General features: G+C 56.7%; 13 protein-coding genes. 5 read left to right on the forward strand and 8 right to left on the reverse strand.

The window, feature by feature from the left end:
* Positions 1-2: 2 nt before the first annotated feature.
* Complete coding sequence (gene malX / locus AC0TNG_RS16535; RefSeq protein ID WP_063621468.1) at positions 3-1,595, reverse strand: maltose/glucose-specific PTS transporter subunit IIBC; 1,593 nt, start codon at positions 1,593-1,595, stop codon at positions 3-5.
* A 177-nt stretch (positions 1,596-1,772) separates the two neighbouring features.
* On the opposite strand from malX, the gene AC0TNG_RS16540 reads away from it, so the two are divergent.
* Positions 1,773-2,801, forward strand: coding sequence for a Mal regulon transcriptional regulator MalI (locus tag AC0TNG_RS16540; protein ID WP_024909341.1), 1,029 nt, complete (start codon positions 1,773-1,775; stop codon positions 2,799-2,801).
* A gap of 2 nt (positions 2,802-2,803) precedes the next feature.
* Here the strand turns inward: AC0TNG_RS16540 and AC0TNG_RS16545 are convergent, their stop codons facing one another.
* Complete coding sequence (locus AC0TNG_RS16545) at positions 2,804-3,700, reverse strand: LysR family transcriptional regulator (protein ID WP_061715404.1); 897 nt, start codon at positions 3,698-3,700, stop codon at positions 2,804-2,806.
* A 107-nt stretch (positions 3,701-3,807) separates the two neighbouring features.
* Here AC0TNG_RS16545 and AC0TNG_RS16550 point away from each other — a divergent pair, with 107 nt between their 5' ends.
* The gene (locus AC0TNG_RS16550) at positions 3,808-4,788 is read left to right on the forward strand and encodes an MBL fold metallo-hydrolase (RefSeq protein WP_248272167.1); all 981 of its coding nucleotides are present in this window, start codon (positions 3,808-3,810) and stop codon (positions 4,786-4,788) included.
* 15 nt (positions 4,789-4,803) lie between these two features.
* Positions 4,804-5,658, forward strand: a complete 855-nt coding sequence (locus tag AC0TNG_RS16555; RefSeq protein ID WP_090417227.1) for an alpha/beta fold hydrolase — start codon at positions 4,804-4,806, stop codon at positions 5,656-5,658.
* A gap of 39 nt (positions 5,659-5,697) precedes the next feature.
* Here the strand turns inward: AC0TNG_RS16555 and AC0TNG_RS16560 are convergent, their stop codons facing one another.
* Both AC0TNG_RS16560 and manA read right to left on the reverse strand, forming a co-directional pair.
* Positions 5,698-7,230, reverse strand: a complete 1,533-nt coding sequence (locus AC0TNG_RS16560; RefSeq protein WP_473712771.1) for a YdgA family protein — start codon at positions 7,228-7,230, stop codon at positions 5,698-5,700.
* A 214-nt stretch (positions 7,231-7,444) separates the two neighbouring features.
* The gene (gene manA, locus AC0TNG_RS16565) at positions 7,445-8,629 is read right to left on the reverse strand and encodes a mannose-6-phosphate isomerase (protein WP_024909339.1); all 1,185 of its coding nucleotides are present in this window, start codon (positions 8,627-8,629) and stop codon (positions 7,445-7,447) included.
* Positions 8,630-8,828: 199 nt separating this feature from the next.
* Between manA and fumA the strand changes: the two genes are divergently transcribed.
* Both fumA and fumC read left to right on the forward strand, forming a co-directional pair.
* Complete coding sequence (gene fumA, locus AC0TNG_RS16570; RefSeq protein ID WP_061715401.1) at positions 8,829-10,475, forward strand: class I fumarate hydratase FumA; 1,647 nt, start codon at positions 8,829-8,831, stop codon at positions 10,473-10,475.
* A gap of 182 nt (positions 10,476-10,657) precedes the next feature.
* A complete protein-coding gene (gene fumC / locus AC0TNG_RS16575) occupies positions 10,658-12,052 on the forward strand; it encodes a class II fumarate hydratase (RefSeq protein WP_473712772.1) in 1,395 nt (464 codons plus the stop codon).
* On the opposite strand, the gene tus is transcribed toward fumC, so the two are convergent.
* The 4 genes from tus to rstA all read right to left on the reverse strand — a co-directional run bounded on the left by tus (position 12,053) and on the right by rstA (position 15,653).
* Positions 12,053-12,982: a DNA replication terminus site-binding protein gene (gene tus, locus AC0TNG_RS16580; protein ID WP_473712774.1), complete on the reverse strand. Its 930-nt coding sequence runs from the start codon at positions 12,980-12,982 to the stop codon at positions 12,053-12,055.
* Positions 12,983-13,055: 73 nt separating this feature from the next.
* Positions 13,056-14,354, reverse strand: a complete 1,299-nt coding sequence (gene rstB / locus AC0TNG_RS16585; protein ID WP_024909335.1) for a two-component system sensor histidine kinase RstB — start codon at positions 14,352-14,354, stop codon at positions 13,056-13,058.
* 74 nt (positions 14,355-14,428) lie between these two features.
* The gene (locus AC0TNG_RS16590; RefSeq protein WP_024909334.1) at positions 14,429-14,689 is read right to left on the reverse strand and encodes a hypothetical protein; all 261 of its coding nucleotides are present in this window, start codon (positions 14,687-14,689) and stop codon (positions 14,429-14,431) included.
* 247 nt (positions 14,690-14,936) lie between these two features.
* Positions 14,937-15,653 carry a two-component system response regulator RstA gene (gene rstA / locus AC0TNG_RS16595; protein WP_024909333.1) on the reverse strand — a complete coding sequence of 239 codons (717 nt, stop codon included), beginning with the start codon at positions 15,651-15,653 and terminating at the stop codon, positions 14,937-14,939.
* Positions 15,654-15,762: the final 109 nt, after the last annotated feature.

The raw sequence follows: 15,762 nt of genomic DNA on the forward strand, positions 1-15,762 counted from the left end.
CATCAGGCTTCTACTGTTCGCATCAGGGTAGCCAGCTCATCCTTCACCGACTGTACCTGCGGGCCGATAACCACCTGCAAATTGTGCTGATTTAACTGTACCACGCCGATAGCCCGGTTGGCTTTCAGGGCGTTGGTATCCACTTTTGACATATCCGCCACCGACAAACGCAGGCGGGTAATGCAGTTATCCAGCGAGGTAATGTTATCCGCACCGCCCAGCGCCGCCAGAATGGCAGGGGTGTTGTAGCCGGATTTGCCCACGGTACCGGCAACCGCCTGTTCCACGCTGGTGGCCGTATCGGTATCGCGGCCTGGCGTTTTCAGGTTAAAGCGGGTGATGGCGAAGCGGAAGATCCCGTAGTACACCACGAACCAGATTGCCGCCACAACCGGGACCAGATACCACTTGGTGGAGAGGCCATGCAGGATGCCGAACACCACGAAGTCGATGACGTTGCCGTCGGTGTTACCGATAGTGACGCCCAGCACCGCCATCACGGTAAAGCCCAGACCGGTCAGCACAGCGTGAATCAGATACAGCACCGGCGCAACGAACAGGAACAGGAACTCGATTGGCTCGGTGGTACCGCCTACGACGCAGGCGATCACGCCGGAAATCAGCAGCCCTTTAATTTTATGACGGTTTTCCGGGCGTGCGCAGTGGTACATCGCCAGCGCGGCACCCGGCAGGCCGCCGAGGAAGGCAGGCATTTTACCCTGAGACAGGAAGCGGGTGGCGCTTTCGGAGAAGCCGTGGGTGGTCGGGCAGCTCAGCTGCGCCTGGAAGATGGTCAACGCACCGCTCACGTCGTGACCGCACACCTCCATCGTCCCGCCCGCTTCGGTGAAGCGAATCAGGGCCACCAGGATGTGCTGCAGGCCAAACGGCAGGAGCAGACGCTCGCCGGTGCCGAAGATCATCGGACCGAAATCTCCCGCGCCGTTGATGATGCGGCCAATGCCGTTGATGCCCATCGCGAAGACCGGCCAGATCAGCGGAATGATCAGACCAAACAGGCCCATCACCACCAGGGTGATAATCGGCACGAAGCGGGTGCCGCCGAAGAAGGCCAGGGCATCCGGCAGGCGGATATTGTGGAAGCGCTCGTGCAGCATCCAGATAATCACCCCGGCGATCACCGCCCCGAGGATCCCGGTATCAATAGACTGGATACCAATCACGCTCTGAATGTTGTTAGCTTTCAGCACGGCAGCGTCGGTGGTCGGCAGAATGCCTTTCGCGGTCAGCCAGAAGTTAACCGCGAGGTTCATCACCGCGTAACCCACAAAACCGGCAAACGCCGCGACGCCTTTATTTTCGCGCGCCAGGCCCAGCGGGATAGCGATACAGAACATGACGGGCAGGAAGCTAAACGCAAAGGAGCCGACTTTACTCATCCAGATAAAGATCGCCTGCAGCACGGGGGTACCGAGGAACGGGATCAGCGTGATGACGTCTTTACTGCTTAGCGAGCTGCCGATCCCGAGCATGATCCCGCAGAACGAGAGGAGTGCCACGGGCAGCATAAAGGTTTTACCCAGTTGCTGGAAAAATTCCCACAGCGATATTTTTTGTGCTGCTTTCGCCGTCATAAAACGACTCCTTTATTGTTAAAATCAGTTTGTCTGCTTCAATGCTGCGAGAAGATAAAACGTTTTATCAAAGTTTAGTGCGCGCTAAATCACATTCTCAGGCTTTGACTGGTAGTATAAAGATAACGTATTGATAAAACGTTTTACCGATCTCATTTCAGGGAGTCACGCCGACACATGGCTGTAGCGAAAAAAATCACCATCAACGATGTCGCGCTTGCGGCGGGTGTTTCCGTCAGCACCGTTTCTCTGGTGCTAAGTGGGAAGGGGCGCATCTCTCCTGCCACCGGTCAGCGGGTGAACGAGGCGGTTGAACAGCTGGGCTTTGTGCGTAACCGCCAGGCGTCGGCGTTGCGCGGCGGGCAAAGCGGGGTGATTGGCCTGATTGTCCGTGACCTGACGTCGCCTTTCTATGCGGAGCTGACGGCTGGATTAACCGAAGCGCTTGAAGCGCAGGGGCGGATGGTCTTTCTGCTTCACGGCGGTCGCGAGGCCGATCAGCTGCTTTCCCGGCTCGATATGCTGCTGAATCAGGGTGTGGACGGGGTGATCGTCGCCGGGGCATCGGGAGTGGGCAGCGAACTGTGCGAGCGCGCCGCCGAAAAAGGCGTGCCGCTGGTGTTTGCATCGCGCGCCAGCTACCTCGACGAAGCCGATACGCTACGCCCGGATAACATGCAGGCCGCGCAAATGCTGACCGAGCATCTTATTCGTCGCGGGCATCAGCGCATTGCCTGGCTGGGCGGTAAAAGCTCGTCCCTGACCCGCGCCGAGCGGGTAGGCGGCTACTGCGCGACGCTGATTAAATTCGGCCTGCCGTTCCACAGCGAGTGGGTCGTGGAGTGTGAATCCAGCCAGAAGATGGCGGCGGAAGCGATAGGCGCGCTGCTGCGAAGCAGCCCGACGATCAGCGCCGTGATTTGCTATAACGATGTGATCGCCATGGGCGCCTGGTTTGGCCTGATCCGCGCCGGGCGTCAGAGCGGCGAGGGCGGGGTGGAAACCTTCTTCGGCCACCAGGTGGCGCTGGGGGCGTTCGCCGACGTCGGGGAAAACGCCCTCGACGACCTGCCGATCGTCTGGGCAACCACCCCAGCGCGGGAGATGGGTTACACCCTGGCGGACAGGATCATGCAGCGCATCGACAATGCGGATGTGCAGGCCGGGCACCAGATTGTGGCGGCGCGGCTGGTGACGGTGAAGTAATATCAGGTGTACTGCGTAAGCGGGTTGAGCAACAGTTCGGCCTCAAGTGCTTCCACAAATTTTCGTACTTTTGCCGGGATCAGGCGGGAGGTCGGGTAAACTGCCCATACTGCCAGCGATTCCGGCTGGGCATCCTCCAGGACGACCCGCACGAGTTTACCCTCTCTGAACGCCGGTTCTACGTACCAGCGAGATAAATTGGCGATGCCCATCCCTCCCAGGCAGGCTTCGTAAATTGCCTCAATAGAGTTCGCGGAGAATCGGCCAGACACCTTTTGCTTGTAGCGCTGTTCGCCCTGTTCGAATGACCAGTGGACGGTATCTGACGTGGTCAGACAGCTATGTGCCGCCAGATCGTTAAACGATTTTGGATAGCCTTTTGCGGCAAGATACGTCGCGCTGGCGCAAAGATCGCGAGGGTTGTGACACAGGCGATGAGCAACCAGCCTGTTATCGCGCAGAGGCGCAATGCGTAGCGCTACGTCTATGCCTTTTCCGACAATATCAACCTGTTCGTCGGTGGCGAGTAAATCGACCTGCAGGGAAGGATGTTGCTGCATGAACCGGGTCAGCATGGGAGCAACGATCTTTCGTCCAAACCCCGCTGAGGCGGTAATGCGCAGGCGTCCGGTAAGATGCGTCCCCTCGGGAAACAGATCGGCAAGCGCATTGTTTTTATCTTCCAGCAATGCCTGTGCATGCGGCAAAAAAACGTCCCCATCGCTGGTGGGAGAGAGAGAACGCGTGGTGCGGTGTACCAGCCGAACCCCCAGTTCCGCTTCGAGATGAGTTAGCGCGCGCGATGCTGTCATTGCGCTCATTGAGAGCCGACGCGCGGCACCGGCGAGGCTACCCGCTTTGACGGCTTCGACAAACACTTCAATATCTTCGAGTCTCATTATATCGTTTTTCGTTATGCTGCCTTATCAAATTACATATCTACATTATTTGTCGTTACGCTGCCATAGTCTCTTCACATCCTGATAAACATGAATTTGGAGTGAAGATGAAAAAGTTGAAAACGATTCTTGCGTTCAGCGGCCTGCTCTTTGCTGGCACATCGTGGGCAGATGCTCCCGCGCAGGTGAAACAGCAGGTCCCGGGCTATTATCGTCTGGCGGTAGGGGAATACGAGGTGACGGCGCTGTTCGACGGCTATAACGATCTTTCGCCAACGCTATTGCAAGGGCTTTCACCCGACAAGGTTCGCAACCTGTTGGCGCAACACAAAATCGATGCCGAACGCATGCCGACGTCTTTCAACGCGTTTCTGGTTAATACCGGTAAACATCTGGTCATGATTGACAGCGGGGGTGGCCACTGCATGTCAGAAACGGCCGGTCAGCTAATCGGCAATATGAAAGCATCAGGGTATCGCCCTGAGCAGGTCGATACGGTTTTCCTGACCCACCTGCATCTTGATCATGTGTGTGGCCTGAGCGATGCAGACGGTAAGGCGCTGTTCCCGAATGCTACCGTCTACGTACCGCAGGGGGAGGCCGACTACTGGCTTGACCCCGCAAAAGAAGCGAGCGCGCCGGCTAATGCGAAGGCGTATTTCGCTATCGCCAGGAATGCGCTGTCCGCGTATAAAGCCACCGGGCACCTAAAAACCTTCGTCCCGCCAACTTCACCCATCCCGGAGGTCCAGACGACATATGCCATTGGCCATACGCCTGGCAGTACCGTTTATCGCTTCGCGTCTCAGGGTACGGCTATTAACTTCATTGGGGATCTTATCCATGCTCCTGCCGTCCAGTTCCCGCACCCTGAAGTGTCTATTCGCTTTGATGTCGATCCGAAAAAAGCCATCTCATCCCGGGCGCAGGAGTTTAACGCGCTGGCGAAAGACGGAGAGTGGATGGCCGCAGCGCATCTGCCTTTCCCTGGTATTGGGCATATCACCTCCTGGCAGCAGGGCTATAGCTGGAATCCTGTAAATTACGGTCCTTATCAACGTGCGGCCAACGTGCCTCTGCTGAAATAAAGTGCGGTTACGAACATGAGAAGTTACACCGTAACGGCGAACGGTATCCGACAGTTCGTCGTAGAAGAGGGTGAAGGCGCACCGGTTATTCTTCTGCATGGTTTTCCAGAAACAAACTATGCCTGGCGCTACCAGATACCCGTTTTGTCCCGACACTATCGTGTGATTGCACCAGATTTACGCGGGTATGGGGAAACGGATAAACCGGCCTCCGGTTATGATAAACGAAACATGGCGCGGGACGTTCGGGAACTAATGCGAGTGCTGGGTCTGGAGAAAGTGGCGCTGGTGGGGCACGATCGTGGAGCTCGGGTTGCTACCCGCTTTGCTAAAGATTATCCCGAGTTAATCGATCGTCTGGTGGTGATGGATAACGTACCAACCCGTATTGTGGCGCGCGATCTGAATGCGTCGATTGCGCGTGCATACTGGTTCTTCCTGTTCCATCTTGTACCAGACCTGCCGGAAGCCCTGATTGCAGGTCGAGAAAACGTATGGCTGCACCACTTTTTCTCGGACTGGACCTACGATCCGTCTACCATTAGCGGCGAGGCGTTTGACACCTATGTTCGGGCGTATCAGGCGCCGGGTGCCGTGCGCGGCGCGATGGCTGACTATCGCGCCAACGCAGAGGATGTGGCGCAGGATATGGCAGACGCTGAGGTGAAAATCACCTGCCCGGTAATGTCGCTGTGGGGTAATGATTTTCATGCGGTCGGCAAGCTTTTCGATATGAAAAGCGTCTGGGCCGAAATGGCGGAAAACCTGCGGGCGTATGGTATTGATGAGTGCGGCCATCTGCCGCAGGAGGAGCAGCCAGAGAAAGTGAATGCGCTTCTGCTGGATTTCCTGGCTGGATGGAAAAGTTAGGGGGCAATAAAAAACCCCTCATGCGAGGGGTTTTGACGTTTACTGCTGCGGTGCCGCCGGTTCGGCTGGCGCTGCCGGTTCAGCCGGTTCCGGCATCCCCAGAGCAGGCATACCGAACATGCCGACGAAGTCTTCCAGCGGCATTTTGTCGCCGTTGAGCGTGACCTGTCCGTTGGCGTACTGCAGGCTGGTGGAAATCGTGTTGTTTTCCACTTTGGTGATGCGGAACATCTGGCCCATGGCCGCCAGACCTTTCACCTGCTGGTTCGCCAGCTTGCCGGCATCTTCATCGCCGTAGCCTTCCAGCTTCGCAATCTGGGTCATAAACTCGGTCGCCATATCCATCGGGATGGTCAGCTTGCTGTCGAGCGACTTCACGCTGCGATCCACTTCCTGAGCCAGCGTCTGCGGTTCACCCGTTGCGGTGGCCGGATCTTTCAGGAACAGAGACAGGTTGAAGCTGGTTTCGCCTTTGCTGTTTTTCCAGCTCAGCGGCGCAACGGTTATTACCGGCTCGCCTTTCAGCAGGATTGGCAGGCTGTTGAACAGCACCGCCATCGCCTGCTGCTGGTACACTTCCGGGTTCTGCTGCAGCGCGGTATCGGTCAGCAGCGCCTGGCTCTCTTTGCTGTATTTCTGGCTAAACTCGTGCCACGCCTGGCCGTCGATATTGCCGATCTTCAGCGACAGTTTGCCGGTGCCCAGATCCTGATTCTGTACTTTCAGGCTCTTCAGCGTGTAATCCAGCTGGGTATTGATGCTCTTCCCGTCTTTGGAAACGTCGGATTTGCCGTTGACGTCCATGCCTTCCAGCACGGCCATCTCTTTCCCTTCAACCGCAATGGCGACTTTATCGAGAGAGAGTTTTTGATCGCCGATACGCTCCTGGAAATCGGTCATTCGGCTGTTGCCGTCGGCTTTCAGGTTGCTGAAGGTGAGCTGAACTTTTTGGTTATATTCGTTCATGGCATTGACCAGGCCGCTCTCCGCTTCACCCGTCAGGGAGAACACGTTTCCGTCGCGGTCAGCATCGAGTTTGAAGTGGCCGCCGCTGAAGGCGACTTTTTCATTCTCTTTCTCGTAGTTCAGCGCTTTCAGCGCAATATCGGAACTGGTGTCACCGGCATAGCTAATTCGGGTATTAATGTCGAAAGGCGATTCATTCTTCGCCAGGTCAAACAGCGGTTTGGTGACGTCGTTATTCACCAGCACGGTATGAACGGACGCCATCGACGGGATCAGGTTAAAGGACTTCAGCTGCGCCAGCGGCAGCGGACCGTGGCTCACCACCTCGTCCAGCACCACGCTCTGGCCCGGTTTCAGCCAGCCGTTTTCAGCTCCGGCAACCGGCTTCACCACCAGCTGCATACGGCTGGTAAACACACCGCGGTGATAGTTCTGGTAGCTCAGTTCCAGACCTGCTTCCGGCGCGCTGCGCTTAATCTCTCCGTTAGCCTGCGCCACCATCTCAGCCAGACGGCCTTCCAGCTGTTTCCCGGTAAACCAGGAGGCACCCGTCCAGACCACGCCTAACGCTACAATCACTCCAACCGCTACGACCGATTTTTTCATTGCGACTATCCCTAAAATGAAACCAGGCGGTAAAAACCGCCTGGAGATATTAAGCCTGCAACTAGCTTAGCAAGAGTTGTTAAAAAAATCAGTAAGTCCCTAATACCCGTCATACTTCAAGTTGCCTGTGCGTTGGCTTTCCTCGCTCACCCCAGTCACGTACTTATGTACGCTCCTGGGGATTCGCTGCGTCGCCGCCTTCATGCAACTCGAATTATTTAGGGTATAGCTTATTGAAAACGCGCGCGAGGCGACCGGTGCCGCTCACGCTGACCGGGGACTCATTGGCTGCAACGAATGCTGACTCTCCGGGCTTAAGCACCAGATGCTGTTCGCCTTTGCGCAGCGTCGCTTCGCCTTCAACGCAGAACAGAATCGCCGCACTCTCCTGAGCTACCGACGTTTCGGCGCTGCTCAGGTCGTGCAGGGAGAAGGCAAAATCCTCAACCGGGATCGGGAAGTCCAGCTCTGCGCCGTTTTTCACCGGCTGCGTCAGCAGCTCCGCGGCAGGTTTCGCCACAAACTTCACGTTGGCAACCAGCTCAGGAATGTCGATGTATTTCGGCGTCAGGCCCGCGCGCAGCACGTTATCGGAGTTGGCCATCACCTCCAGCGCTACGCCCTGAAGATAGGCGTGCGGGGTTTCCGCGAACAGGAACATTGCCTCGCCCGGGTTCAGCTTCACCACGTTCAGCAGCAGAGGGGAGAACAGGCCGCTGTCGTCCGGGTAGAATTCGGAAATCAGACGGATAGTCTCCCACGGTTCACCTTGCTGGCTGTCCAGGGCGGCTTTCAGTACCGCCAGTGCGTGGGATTTCTCTTCACCCTGCATATTCAGCAGGCTGGCAAACAGCTGGCTCAGCGCGTCGGCGTTCGGGTTTTCGAGGAAGTGGGCGATAGCCTTGTTGGCACCCGCGACCGGTTGCAGCAGAGAAATGATCTCTGAAAACTCGCGGAACGCGTTCATCGCCAGGAAAGGGGTCAGCGCAAAGACCAGCTCCGGCTTGTGGTTAGGATCTTTGTAGTTACGCTCGGCGGCGTCTAACGGGATACCCGCCGCGTTCTCTTTCGCAAAGCCGATTTCAGACGCTTGCTTGTTTGGGTGAACCTGGATGGAGAGCGGCTGGTCGGCGCACAGCACCTTAAACAGGAACGGCAGTTCGCCGAAGCGGCGAGCGACCTTGTCACCCAGCAGCGCGACTTTATCGGCCTCGATTACGTCACGCAGGCTGCGTACCTGGCCGCTGGCGTCTTCAATTTTTGAGCTGCTCTTCGGGTGCGCGCCCATCCACAGTTCTGCCATCGGCAGGTTGTTCGGGTTCGCGATACCGTAGAGATCCGTTAACGCAGTTTTACTTCCCCAGGCGTAGTTTTGCACTGAGTTAATGAGTTTTTGCATTATCAAGCCCTGATTCAATTGTGGAATTAACTCCGGGTATTAAAGCAATAAACCTCATGGAAGTAACCTGTGGATGTAAAAAGTCGTACTAGTCTCAGTTTTTGTTAAAAAATTGTGTAGGATAAGCTGACTCGCTTTTAAGCCGGGCAGCGGAACATCTGCCCTGAATAAACAGACCGAAGCAGTAAGTGAGAGACCAATGTCGAATAAACCCTTCCATTATCAGGATCCTTTCCCCCTCAGTAAGGATCAGACCGAGTATTACCTGTTAACCCGCGATCACGTCTCCGTTTCTGAGTTTGAAGGACAAGAGATCCTCAAAGTCGATCCGCAGGCGCTGACGCTGCTGGCGCAGCACGCTTTCCACGACGCCTCGTTTATGCTCCGCCCTGCGCACCAGCAGCAGGTGGCCGATATCCTGAGCGACCCGCAGGCCAGCGAAAACGATAAATACGTTGCCCTGCAGTTCCTGCGTAACTCCGATATCGCGGCGAAAGGCATTCTGCCAACCTGTCAGGATACCGGCACGGCGATCATCGTCGGTAAAAAAGGCCAGCGCGTATGGACCGGCGGCGGTGACGAAGCGGCGCTGGCGCACGGCGTCTACAACACCTACACCGAAGATAACCTGCGCTATTCGCAAAACGCCGCGCTGGACATGTACAAAGAGGTCAACACCGGCACCAACCTGCCTGCACAGATTGACCTCTACAGCGTCGACGGTGATGAGTACAAATTCCTCTGTATCGCCAAAGGCGGCGGTTCAGCCAACAAAACCTATCTCTACCAGGAAACCAAAGCGCTGCTCACCCCGGGCAAGCTGAAGAACTACCTGGTTGAGAAGATGCGCACCCTCGGCACCGCGGCGTGCCCGCCGTACCATATCGCGTTTGTGATTGGCGGTACGTCGGCTGAAAGTACGCTGAAAACCGTCAAGCTGGCCTCAACCAAATACTATGACGGCCTGCCTACCGAAGGTAACGAGCACGGCCAGGCGTTCCGCGACGTACAGCTTGAGCAGGAACTGCTGGAAGAGGCGCGTAACCTGGGTCTCGGCGCGCAGTTTGGCGGCAAATACTTTGCCCACGACGTGCGCGTGATCCGTCTGCCGCGTCACGGTGCCTCCTGTCCGGTCGGTATGGGTGTCTCCTGCTCTGCGGATCGCAACATCAAGGCCAAGATCAACCGCGAAGGCGTGTGGATCGAAAAACTGGAAAACAACCCGGGCAAGTACATTCCGGAAGAGCTGCGTAAAGCGGGTGAGGGTGAAGCGGTTCGCGTTGACCTGAACCGTCCGATGAAAGAAATTCTGGCGCAGCTTTCGCAGTATCCGGTCTCGACCCGTCTCTCCCTGAACGGCACGATTATCGTGGGGCGCGACATCGCGCACGCGAAGCTGAAAGAGCGTCTGGACAATGGCGAAGGGCTGCCGCAGTACATTAAAGATCACCCAATCTACTACGCTGGCCCGGCGAAAACGCCTGAAGGCTACGCCTCTGGCTCGTTAGGCCCAACCACGGCAGGGCGTATGGACTCGTATGTCGACCAGCTGCAGGCCAACGGCGGCAGCATGATCATGCTGGCGAAAGGTAACCGCAGCCAGCAGGTGACGGACGCCTGCCACAAGCACGGCGGCTTCTACCTCGGCAGTATCGGCGGCCCGGCAGCGGTGCTGGCGCAGGGCAGCATCAAGAGCCTGGAGTGCGTGGAATACCCGGAACTGGGTATGGAAGCGATCTGGAAAATTGAAGTGGAAGACTTCCCGGCGTTTATCCTCGTGGATGACAAAGGCAACGACTTCTTCAAGCAGATCCAGTCGTCCCAGTGTTCGGCGTGTGTGAAGTAATTCTGTAAATTGCCGGGTGGCGCTGACGCTTACCCGGCCTGCATTCTCGTAGGTCGGGTAAGGCGCAGCCGCCACCCGACACCAAAAAGAGCGCACAAAGCGCCATAACGTTTCTCAGAAGTCATCAATACTTATCCCTTAAGCATGTGAGCAATCCCTCTTTTGTTATCAAGGAGAAAGTAATGACCACGGTACGCCATGAGAAAGATTCGATGGGCGCCATCGACGTCCCGGCCGACAAGCTATGGGGCGCGCAAACCCAGCGTTCGCTGGAGCATTTCCGTATCTCGACTGAAAAAATGCCCGTCTCGCTGATTCAGGCGCTGGCGCTCACCAAACGTGCAGCTGCGAAAGTGAACCAGGATTTAGGCCTGCTGGCGGCAGACAAGGCAACCGCCATCATCAACGCCGCCGACGAAGTGCTGGCGGGCAAGCATCCCGATGAATTCCCCCTCGCCATCTGGCAGACCGGTTCCGGCACCCAAAGCAACATGAACATGAACGAAGTGCTGGCGAACCGGGCAAGCGAACTGCTGGGCGGCGTGCGCGGCATGGAGCGTAAGGTTCATCCGAACGATGACGTCAACAAAAGCCAGAGCTCTAACGACGTCTTCCCGACGGCGATGCACGTGGCGGCGGTGATTGCTATCCGCGAGCAGCTTATTCCGCAGCTCAACGTTCTGAAATCCACGCTCAATGAGAAAGCGCAGGCCTTCCGCGACATCGTTAAAATTGGCCGTACGCACCTACAGGACGCCACGCCGCTGACGCTCGGCCAGGAGATTTCCGGCTGGGTGGCGATGCTGGAACATAACCTGAAGCATATTGAGTACAGCCTGCCGCACCTGGCGGAGCTGGCGCTCGGCGGGACGGCGGTCGGGACCGGGTTAAACACCCATCCAGAATACGCGGTGCGCGTGGCGGAGGAGCTGGCAAACATCACCGGGCAGCCGTTCGTCACGGCGCCCAACAAGTTCGAAGCGCTGGCGACCTGCGATGCGCTGGTCCACACCCACGGCGCGCTGAAAGGGCTGGCGGCATCATTAATGAAAATCGCCAACGACGTGCGCTGGCTGGCCTCGGGCCCGCGCTGCGGCATTGGTGAAATCAGCATTCCGGAAAATGAGCCGGGCAGCTCCATCATGCCGGGTAAAGTCAACCCGACCCAGTGTGAAGCCATGACTATGCTCTGCTGTCAGGTACTGGGCAACGACGTGGCCGTCAACCTGGGCGGCGCGTCCGGCAACTTCGAGCTGAACGTCTATCGCCCGATGGTGATCCACAACGTTCTGCAATCGATTCGGCTGCTGGCGGACGGGATGGAGAGCTTTAACGAGCACTGTGCGGTAGGGATTGAGCCGAATCGCGAGCGTATCAGCCAGTTGCTCAATGAATCCCTGATGCTGGTGACGGCGCTGAATACCCATATCGGCTACGACAAGGCCGCCGAGATCGCTAAAAAAGCGCATAAAGAGCGGCTGACGCTGAAAGCCTCCGCCCTGGCGCTGGGCTATCTGACGGAGGCGGAGTTCGACGCCTGGGTTCGCCCGGAAGCGATGGTCGGTAGCCTGAAATAATCAACCCGCCACATACAGGTGCAGCCGCGGAATAATCAGCTGCAGCGGCTGCGCCTGAGGTCTGTAACGGTGCTGGACATTGTCCGCATCGTAATTCAAAAGCTCACCAATATCCGGCACGATGGCCCCCTGATTGGCATCAAAGAGCGCAATCAGCGGCGTCGGACAGGCATACTGAACCTGTTTTTGCTGACCGGAATACCAGACGCGGGCGATAGGCTGCACCTTCACCGGGCGCTTAATTTTGAGGCGCGTATCCGCCGGTAGCGAGGCGATGCTGTGGTACTCCTGCTGCAGGCGCTCAATCCACTGCTCACGCGACCACGGCGCGACGGTGCGCGGCGTCTTCAGGCTTTTTTCCAGCTGCGCCAGAATTTCATCCCGGGTGAAGTTTTTAATGATGTGCTTATTCGCCCAGCCGAAGCGCAGCGTGGCGGGGTGACGCAGTACCGTCAGCGTGCGATAGGCATTCAGGGTAATTAACCCAGGAAGCTGGCGGTGCACCCATTCAAACCGGGCGGCAGGGGCGAGGCCGGACTCTTCGGTAACGATCTTTTCAAATGCCGCTTTCAGGGTGTTGATATGGGTAATCCGGGCTTCCAGCGCTTCGCGCGTTGTCGCATCGGTTTGCAGGCAAATCACGCCGGGCAGACGCACGGCCGCCTTACTGCTGCGGTTTTCAGACTGCTGCTGGATAAACAGGCGACGATAGTGTTTCAGCGCCAGCTCAAGGGCGGCGCTGCCGATGTGCTGTTCAACCTCGATGGTGTCCAGCGGGTCGTGTTCTGCCCCTTTAGCTACCTCGGGCAGGGTAAAGACGCGCGCGGCCAGCAGACGGCAGGTCTGCAAACGTTCGGTCAGGGTCAGGAGCTCGTGTTCTATTTCCCGAAACGTGCTGTTCAGCCGTTCGAGGAGATCGTAAGTCGCCATAAACACTCTCATTAGTTACAACATACTTATCATATAGCACAGCACGCCGGGTCAGGCCAGCGTGCGGTTTAGGTCAGACAGGAACGGGAAGGGCGATGTTATGGTATACCGGCCAGCTAAAGCAGAAGCGCGCGCCGCCAAGCTCGCTCTCCTCGCAATGCACCGTGCCGCCCATTGCCTGCGCGATAGAGTAGACAATCGCCAGCCCCAGGCCACATCCGCCAGTAGCGCGATCGCGGCTGGGGTCGAGACGGACAAACGGTTCAAACACGGTTTCTCGCGCTTCCGGAGCTATCCCCGGGCCGTCATCCTCCACCGTCAGGCTTGCCTGACTGCCCTGCAAATCCAGCCCAATCTGTAGCGTACTTTCGCTGTAGCGCATGGCGTTGTTCATCAGGTTGTCCAGCACGCGTTCCATCAGGCGCATATCGAGTGCGCCGTAATCACCCGGCGTCACGCGCGTCAACAGCGTACGCTGCGGGTTCACGCTCTGAACGTCATCAATGTGGGTTTGCAGCCAGGCAGGAAGATCTGGCGTGCTGAGGTTCAGCTCGTTTTGCGGGCGATCGAGGCGCGCGTAGGTCAGCAGCTCCTCAATCAGCGCCTCAAGCTGGCCAATGTCGCGGTTAAGCGCCTGAGACTCCGCTTCAGTCAGATTTTCGCTCATCTCCAGACGATAGCGCAGGCGCACCAGCGGCGTGCGCAGCTCGTGCGCAATTCCGTCGATCAACTGCTTCTTACTGGCGATCAGGGCATTGATGTTATCGGCCATCTGGTTAAAGGCCACGCCCAGACGTTCAAAGCTGGAACCGCTGTCGAAGTGAATGCGCTCGGTAAAATGCCCCTCGCCAAAACGCTGCGCAGCGGATTCCAGCTTCAGCATGTCCTGCCAGTGCGGGCGCATCCAGATAAAGACCGGAAACGCGAGCGAGATGGCGATAAAGGCCATCAGCGCCATGTCCAGCAGGCGCATCTGGTGCAGATAATAGAGATAGGGAACCGGGCCGACGGCCAGTACGTAATGGCTGCGGGGGATACGCTGGATAAAGGTGTATTTCTCATCCAGCGCGACGATGTCCCCGTCGCGCAGACGCTGCATGGCGGGTGGGTCCAGCTCAAAATTTTTTAAGGGCTCGATGCGTAAATCGAACGAGAGATTCAGATCCAGCTCTTTCAGGGTTTTCGCCCAGTCGTGCGGCGGGATCTCTCTCAGCTCGCTGCGCATCAGATAGAGCGAGCTTTTCATCAGGTCGTCCAGCGACTGCCTGCCTGCACGTTCGGCGGTGAATTTATAGACCAGCCCGACCAGCATGGTCATGACCAGGAAGCAGACAAACAGCAAAAGATAAAACTGCACAAACAGCTTTTTCATTGGATCTCACCGAAGAAACGCTTTGTGCAGAATATACATGAAACCCGCCGATATTTTCATGTCTGTGAAGCGTGTTACATGGCTTTCGCGCTGTTTTTTACCTTGGCGATGAGTGTTTCCGTTACTGCCAGTCCTTCCGCAATGTGCACATCAATCACATCGGTTCCAAATTCGTTAATCAAATCCAGAAGTATTTCGTAAGACTGGATGAGTTCAAGTAGATCAAAGAGCGCTTTCCGATCGGCGCGTGAGGGAGAGGCATGGCTAAGCGCTGCCTGGTTAACAATCCATTCAAGATTGGTTTTGATGGCTTCAACCTGACTGTAGCTATACATATTTCATGGGCTTAAATCCTCATATCAAGATTTTATGGGAGAGGTTTCGTGAGAGCTTCACGGTGAGAAAGCGTTGTAGCCGGGTCAGTGCCAGTTGAAGAAAGGACAGTAGAAGGTTTAATTATGGGATAGTTCGCGTGCTTAGCAAGTTAATTGTTGCGCAAACGGATAAATAAAGGCGCGAAAGAGAGGACATCACTGTGTAATGCCTTCATTTCGCGCATGTTATGCTAACCGGATAACGGAATCAGGTTTCCCAGGCGTGGGGGGCAAACAGGTAACCCTTATTACGCACGGTTTTAATGCGGTAGGGCTCTGTAGCGTTATCCTGCAGCTTTTTGCGCAGACGCGAAATCGCCACGTCAACGCTGCGGTCCATTCCGTCATAGCTCACGCCACGCAGGTTTTTCAGCAGCGCGTCGCGGTCCATGATTTGCCCGGCGTGCGTTGCCAGCTCCCACAGCAGGTCAAAATCCGCGGTGGAGAGGGCGATAAGCTCGCCAGAGAGCAGCACCTGGCGGTTAATGGGGTCAATAGACAGCGTACCGAAGCGCATCGCTTTGTGCGGCGTCAGAGACGCCGCGGGCGCTTCGCGTTCGATGCTGGCGTGCTGGCGCAAATGGAGGCGCAGACGTGCAAGCAGGACGGCAGGCGGTGTGGTTTTCAGAATGTAGTCATTGGCACCCATCTCCAGCGACAAGATATGGTTCATATCGCTGTCCAGCGAGGTGAGCAGAACGATAGGGCCCTCCCACCGGGCGCGCAGGTCACGGCAGAGCGTCATGCCGTCTTTGCCTGGCAACATGATATCCAGCAGCACTAGATCCGGGTTTTCACGGACGACCACCTCTTCGGCACGATCGCCGCGAGGTTCAACAATGACGTCCATATCATGTTTACCCAAATAGGCGGCGATCAACTGCCCGACTTCGGGTTCGTCTTCAACATAAACAATCTTATTCATACAGCGTCTGTTTTCGTGAAAAAAGCCAACATACACCGCGGAACCTTAACCTTCCATTAATCTTTCAAAATTAACGCCGGTTCCGTAATTCTGGCTGTTATTCGCTTTC

This window comes from Enterobacter sp. PL_is514, from assembly GCF_055816715.1.

Bases quoted from the DNA above. Each gene is read 5' to 3' on its own strand.
- malX (WP_063621468.1), bottom strand. From the start codon at position 1,595: ATGACGGCGAAAGCAGCACAAAAAATATCGCTGTGGGAATTTTTCCAG.
- AC0TNG_RS16540 (WP_024909341.1), top strand. From the start codon at position 1,773: ATGGCTGTAGCGAAAAAAATCACCATCAACGATGTCGCGCTTGCGGCG.
- AC0TNG_RS16545 (WP_061715404.1), bottom strand. From the start codon at position 3,700: ATGAGACTCGAAGATATTGAAGTGTTTGTCGAAGCCGTCAAAGCGGGT.
- AC0TNG_RS16550 (WP_248272167.1), top strand. From the start codon at position 3,808: ATGAAAAAGTTGAAAACGATTCTTGCGTTCAGCGGCCTGCTCTTTGCT.
- AC0TNG_RS16555 (WP_090417227.1), top strand. From the start codon at position 4,804: ATGAGAAGTTACACCGTAACGGCGAACGGTATCCGACAGTTCGTCGTA.
- AC0TNG_RS16560 (WP_473712771.1), bottom strand. From the start codon at position 7,230: ATGAAAAAATCGGTCGTAGCGGTTGGAGTGATTGTAGCGTTAGGCGTG.
- manA (WP_024909339.1), bottom strand. From the start codon at position 8,629: ATGCAAAAACTCATTAACTCAGTGCAAAACTACGCCTGGGGAAGTAAA.
- fumA (WP_061715401.1), top strand. From the start codon at position 8,829: ATGTCGAATAAACCCTTCCATTATCAGGATCCTTTCCCCCTCAGTAAG.
- fumC (WP_473712772.1), top strand. From the start codon at position 10,658: ATGACCACGGTACGCCATGAGAAAGATTCGATGGGCGCCATCGACGTC.
- tus (WP_473712774.1), bottom strand. From the start codon at position 12,982: ATGGCGACTTACGATCTCCTCGAACGGCTGAACAGCACGTTTCGGGAA.
- rstB (WP_024909335.1), bottom strand. From the start codon at position 14,354: ATGAAAAAGCTGTTTGTGCAGTTTTATCTTTTGCTGTTTGTCTGCTTC.
- AC0TNG_RS16590 (WP_024909334.1), bottom strand. From the start codon at position 14,689: ATGTATAGCTACAGTCAGGTTGAAGCCATCAAAACCAATCTTGAATGG.
- rstA (WP_024909333.1), bottom strand. From the start codon at position 15,653: ATGAATAAGATTGTTTATGTTGAAGACGAACCCGAAGTCGGGCAGTTG.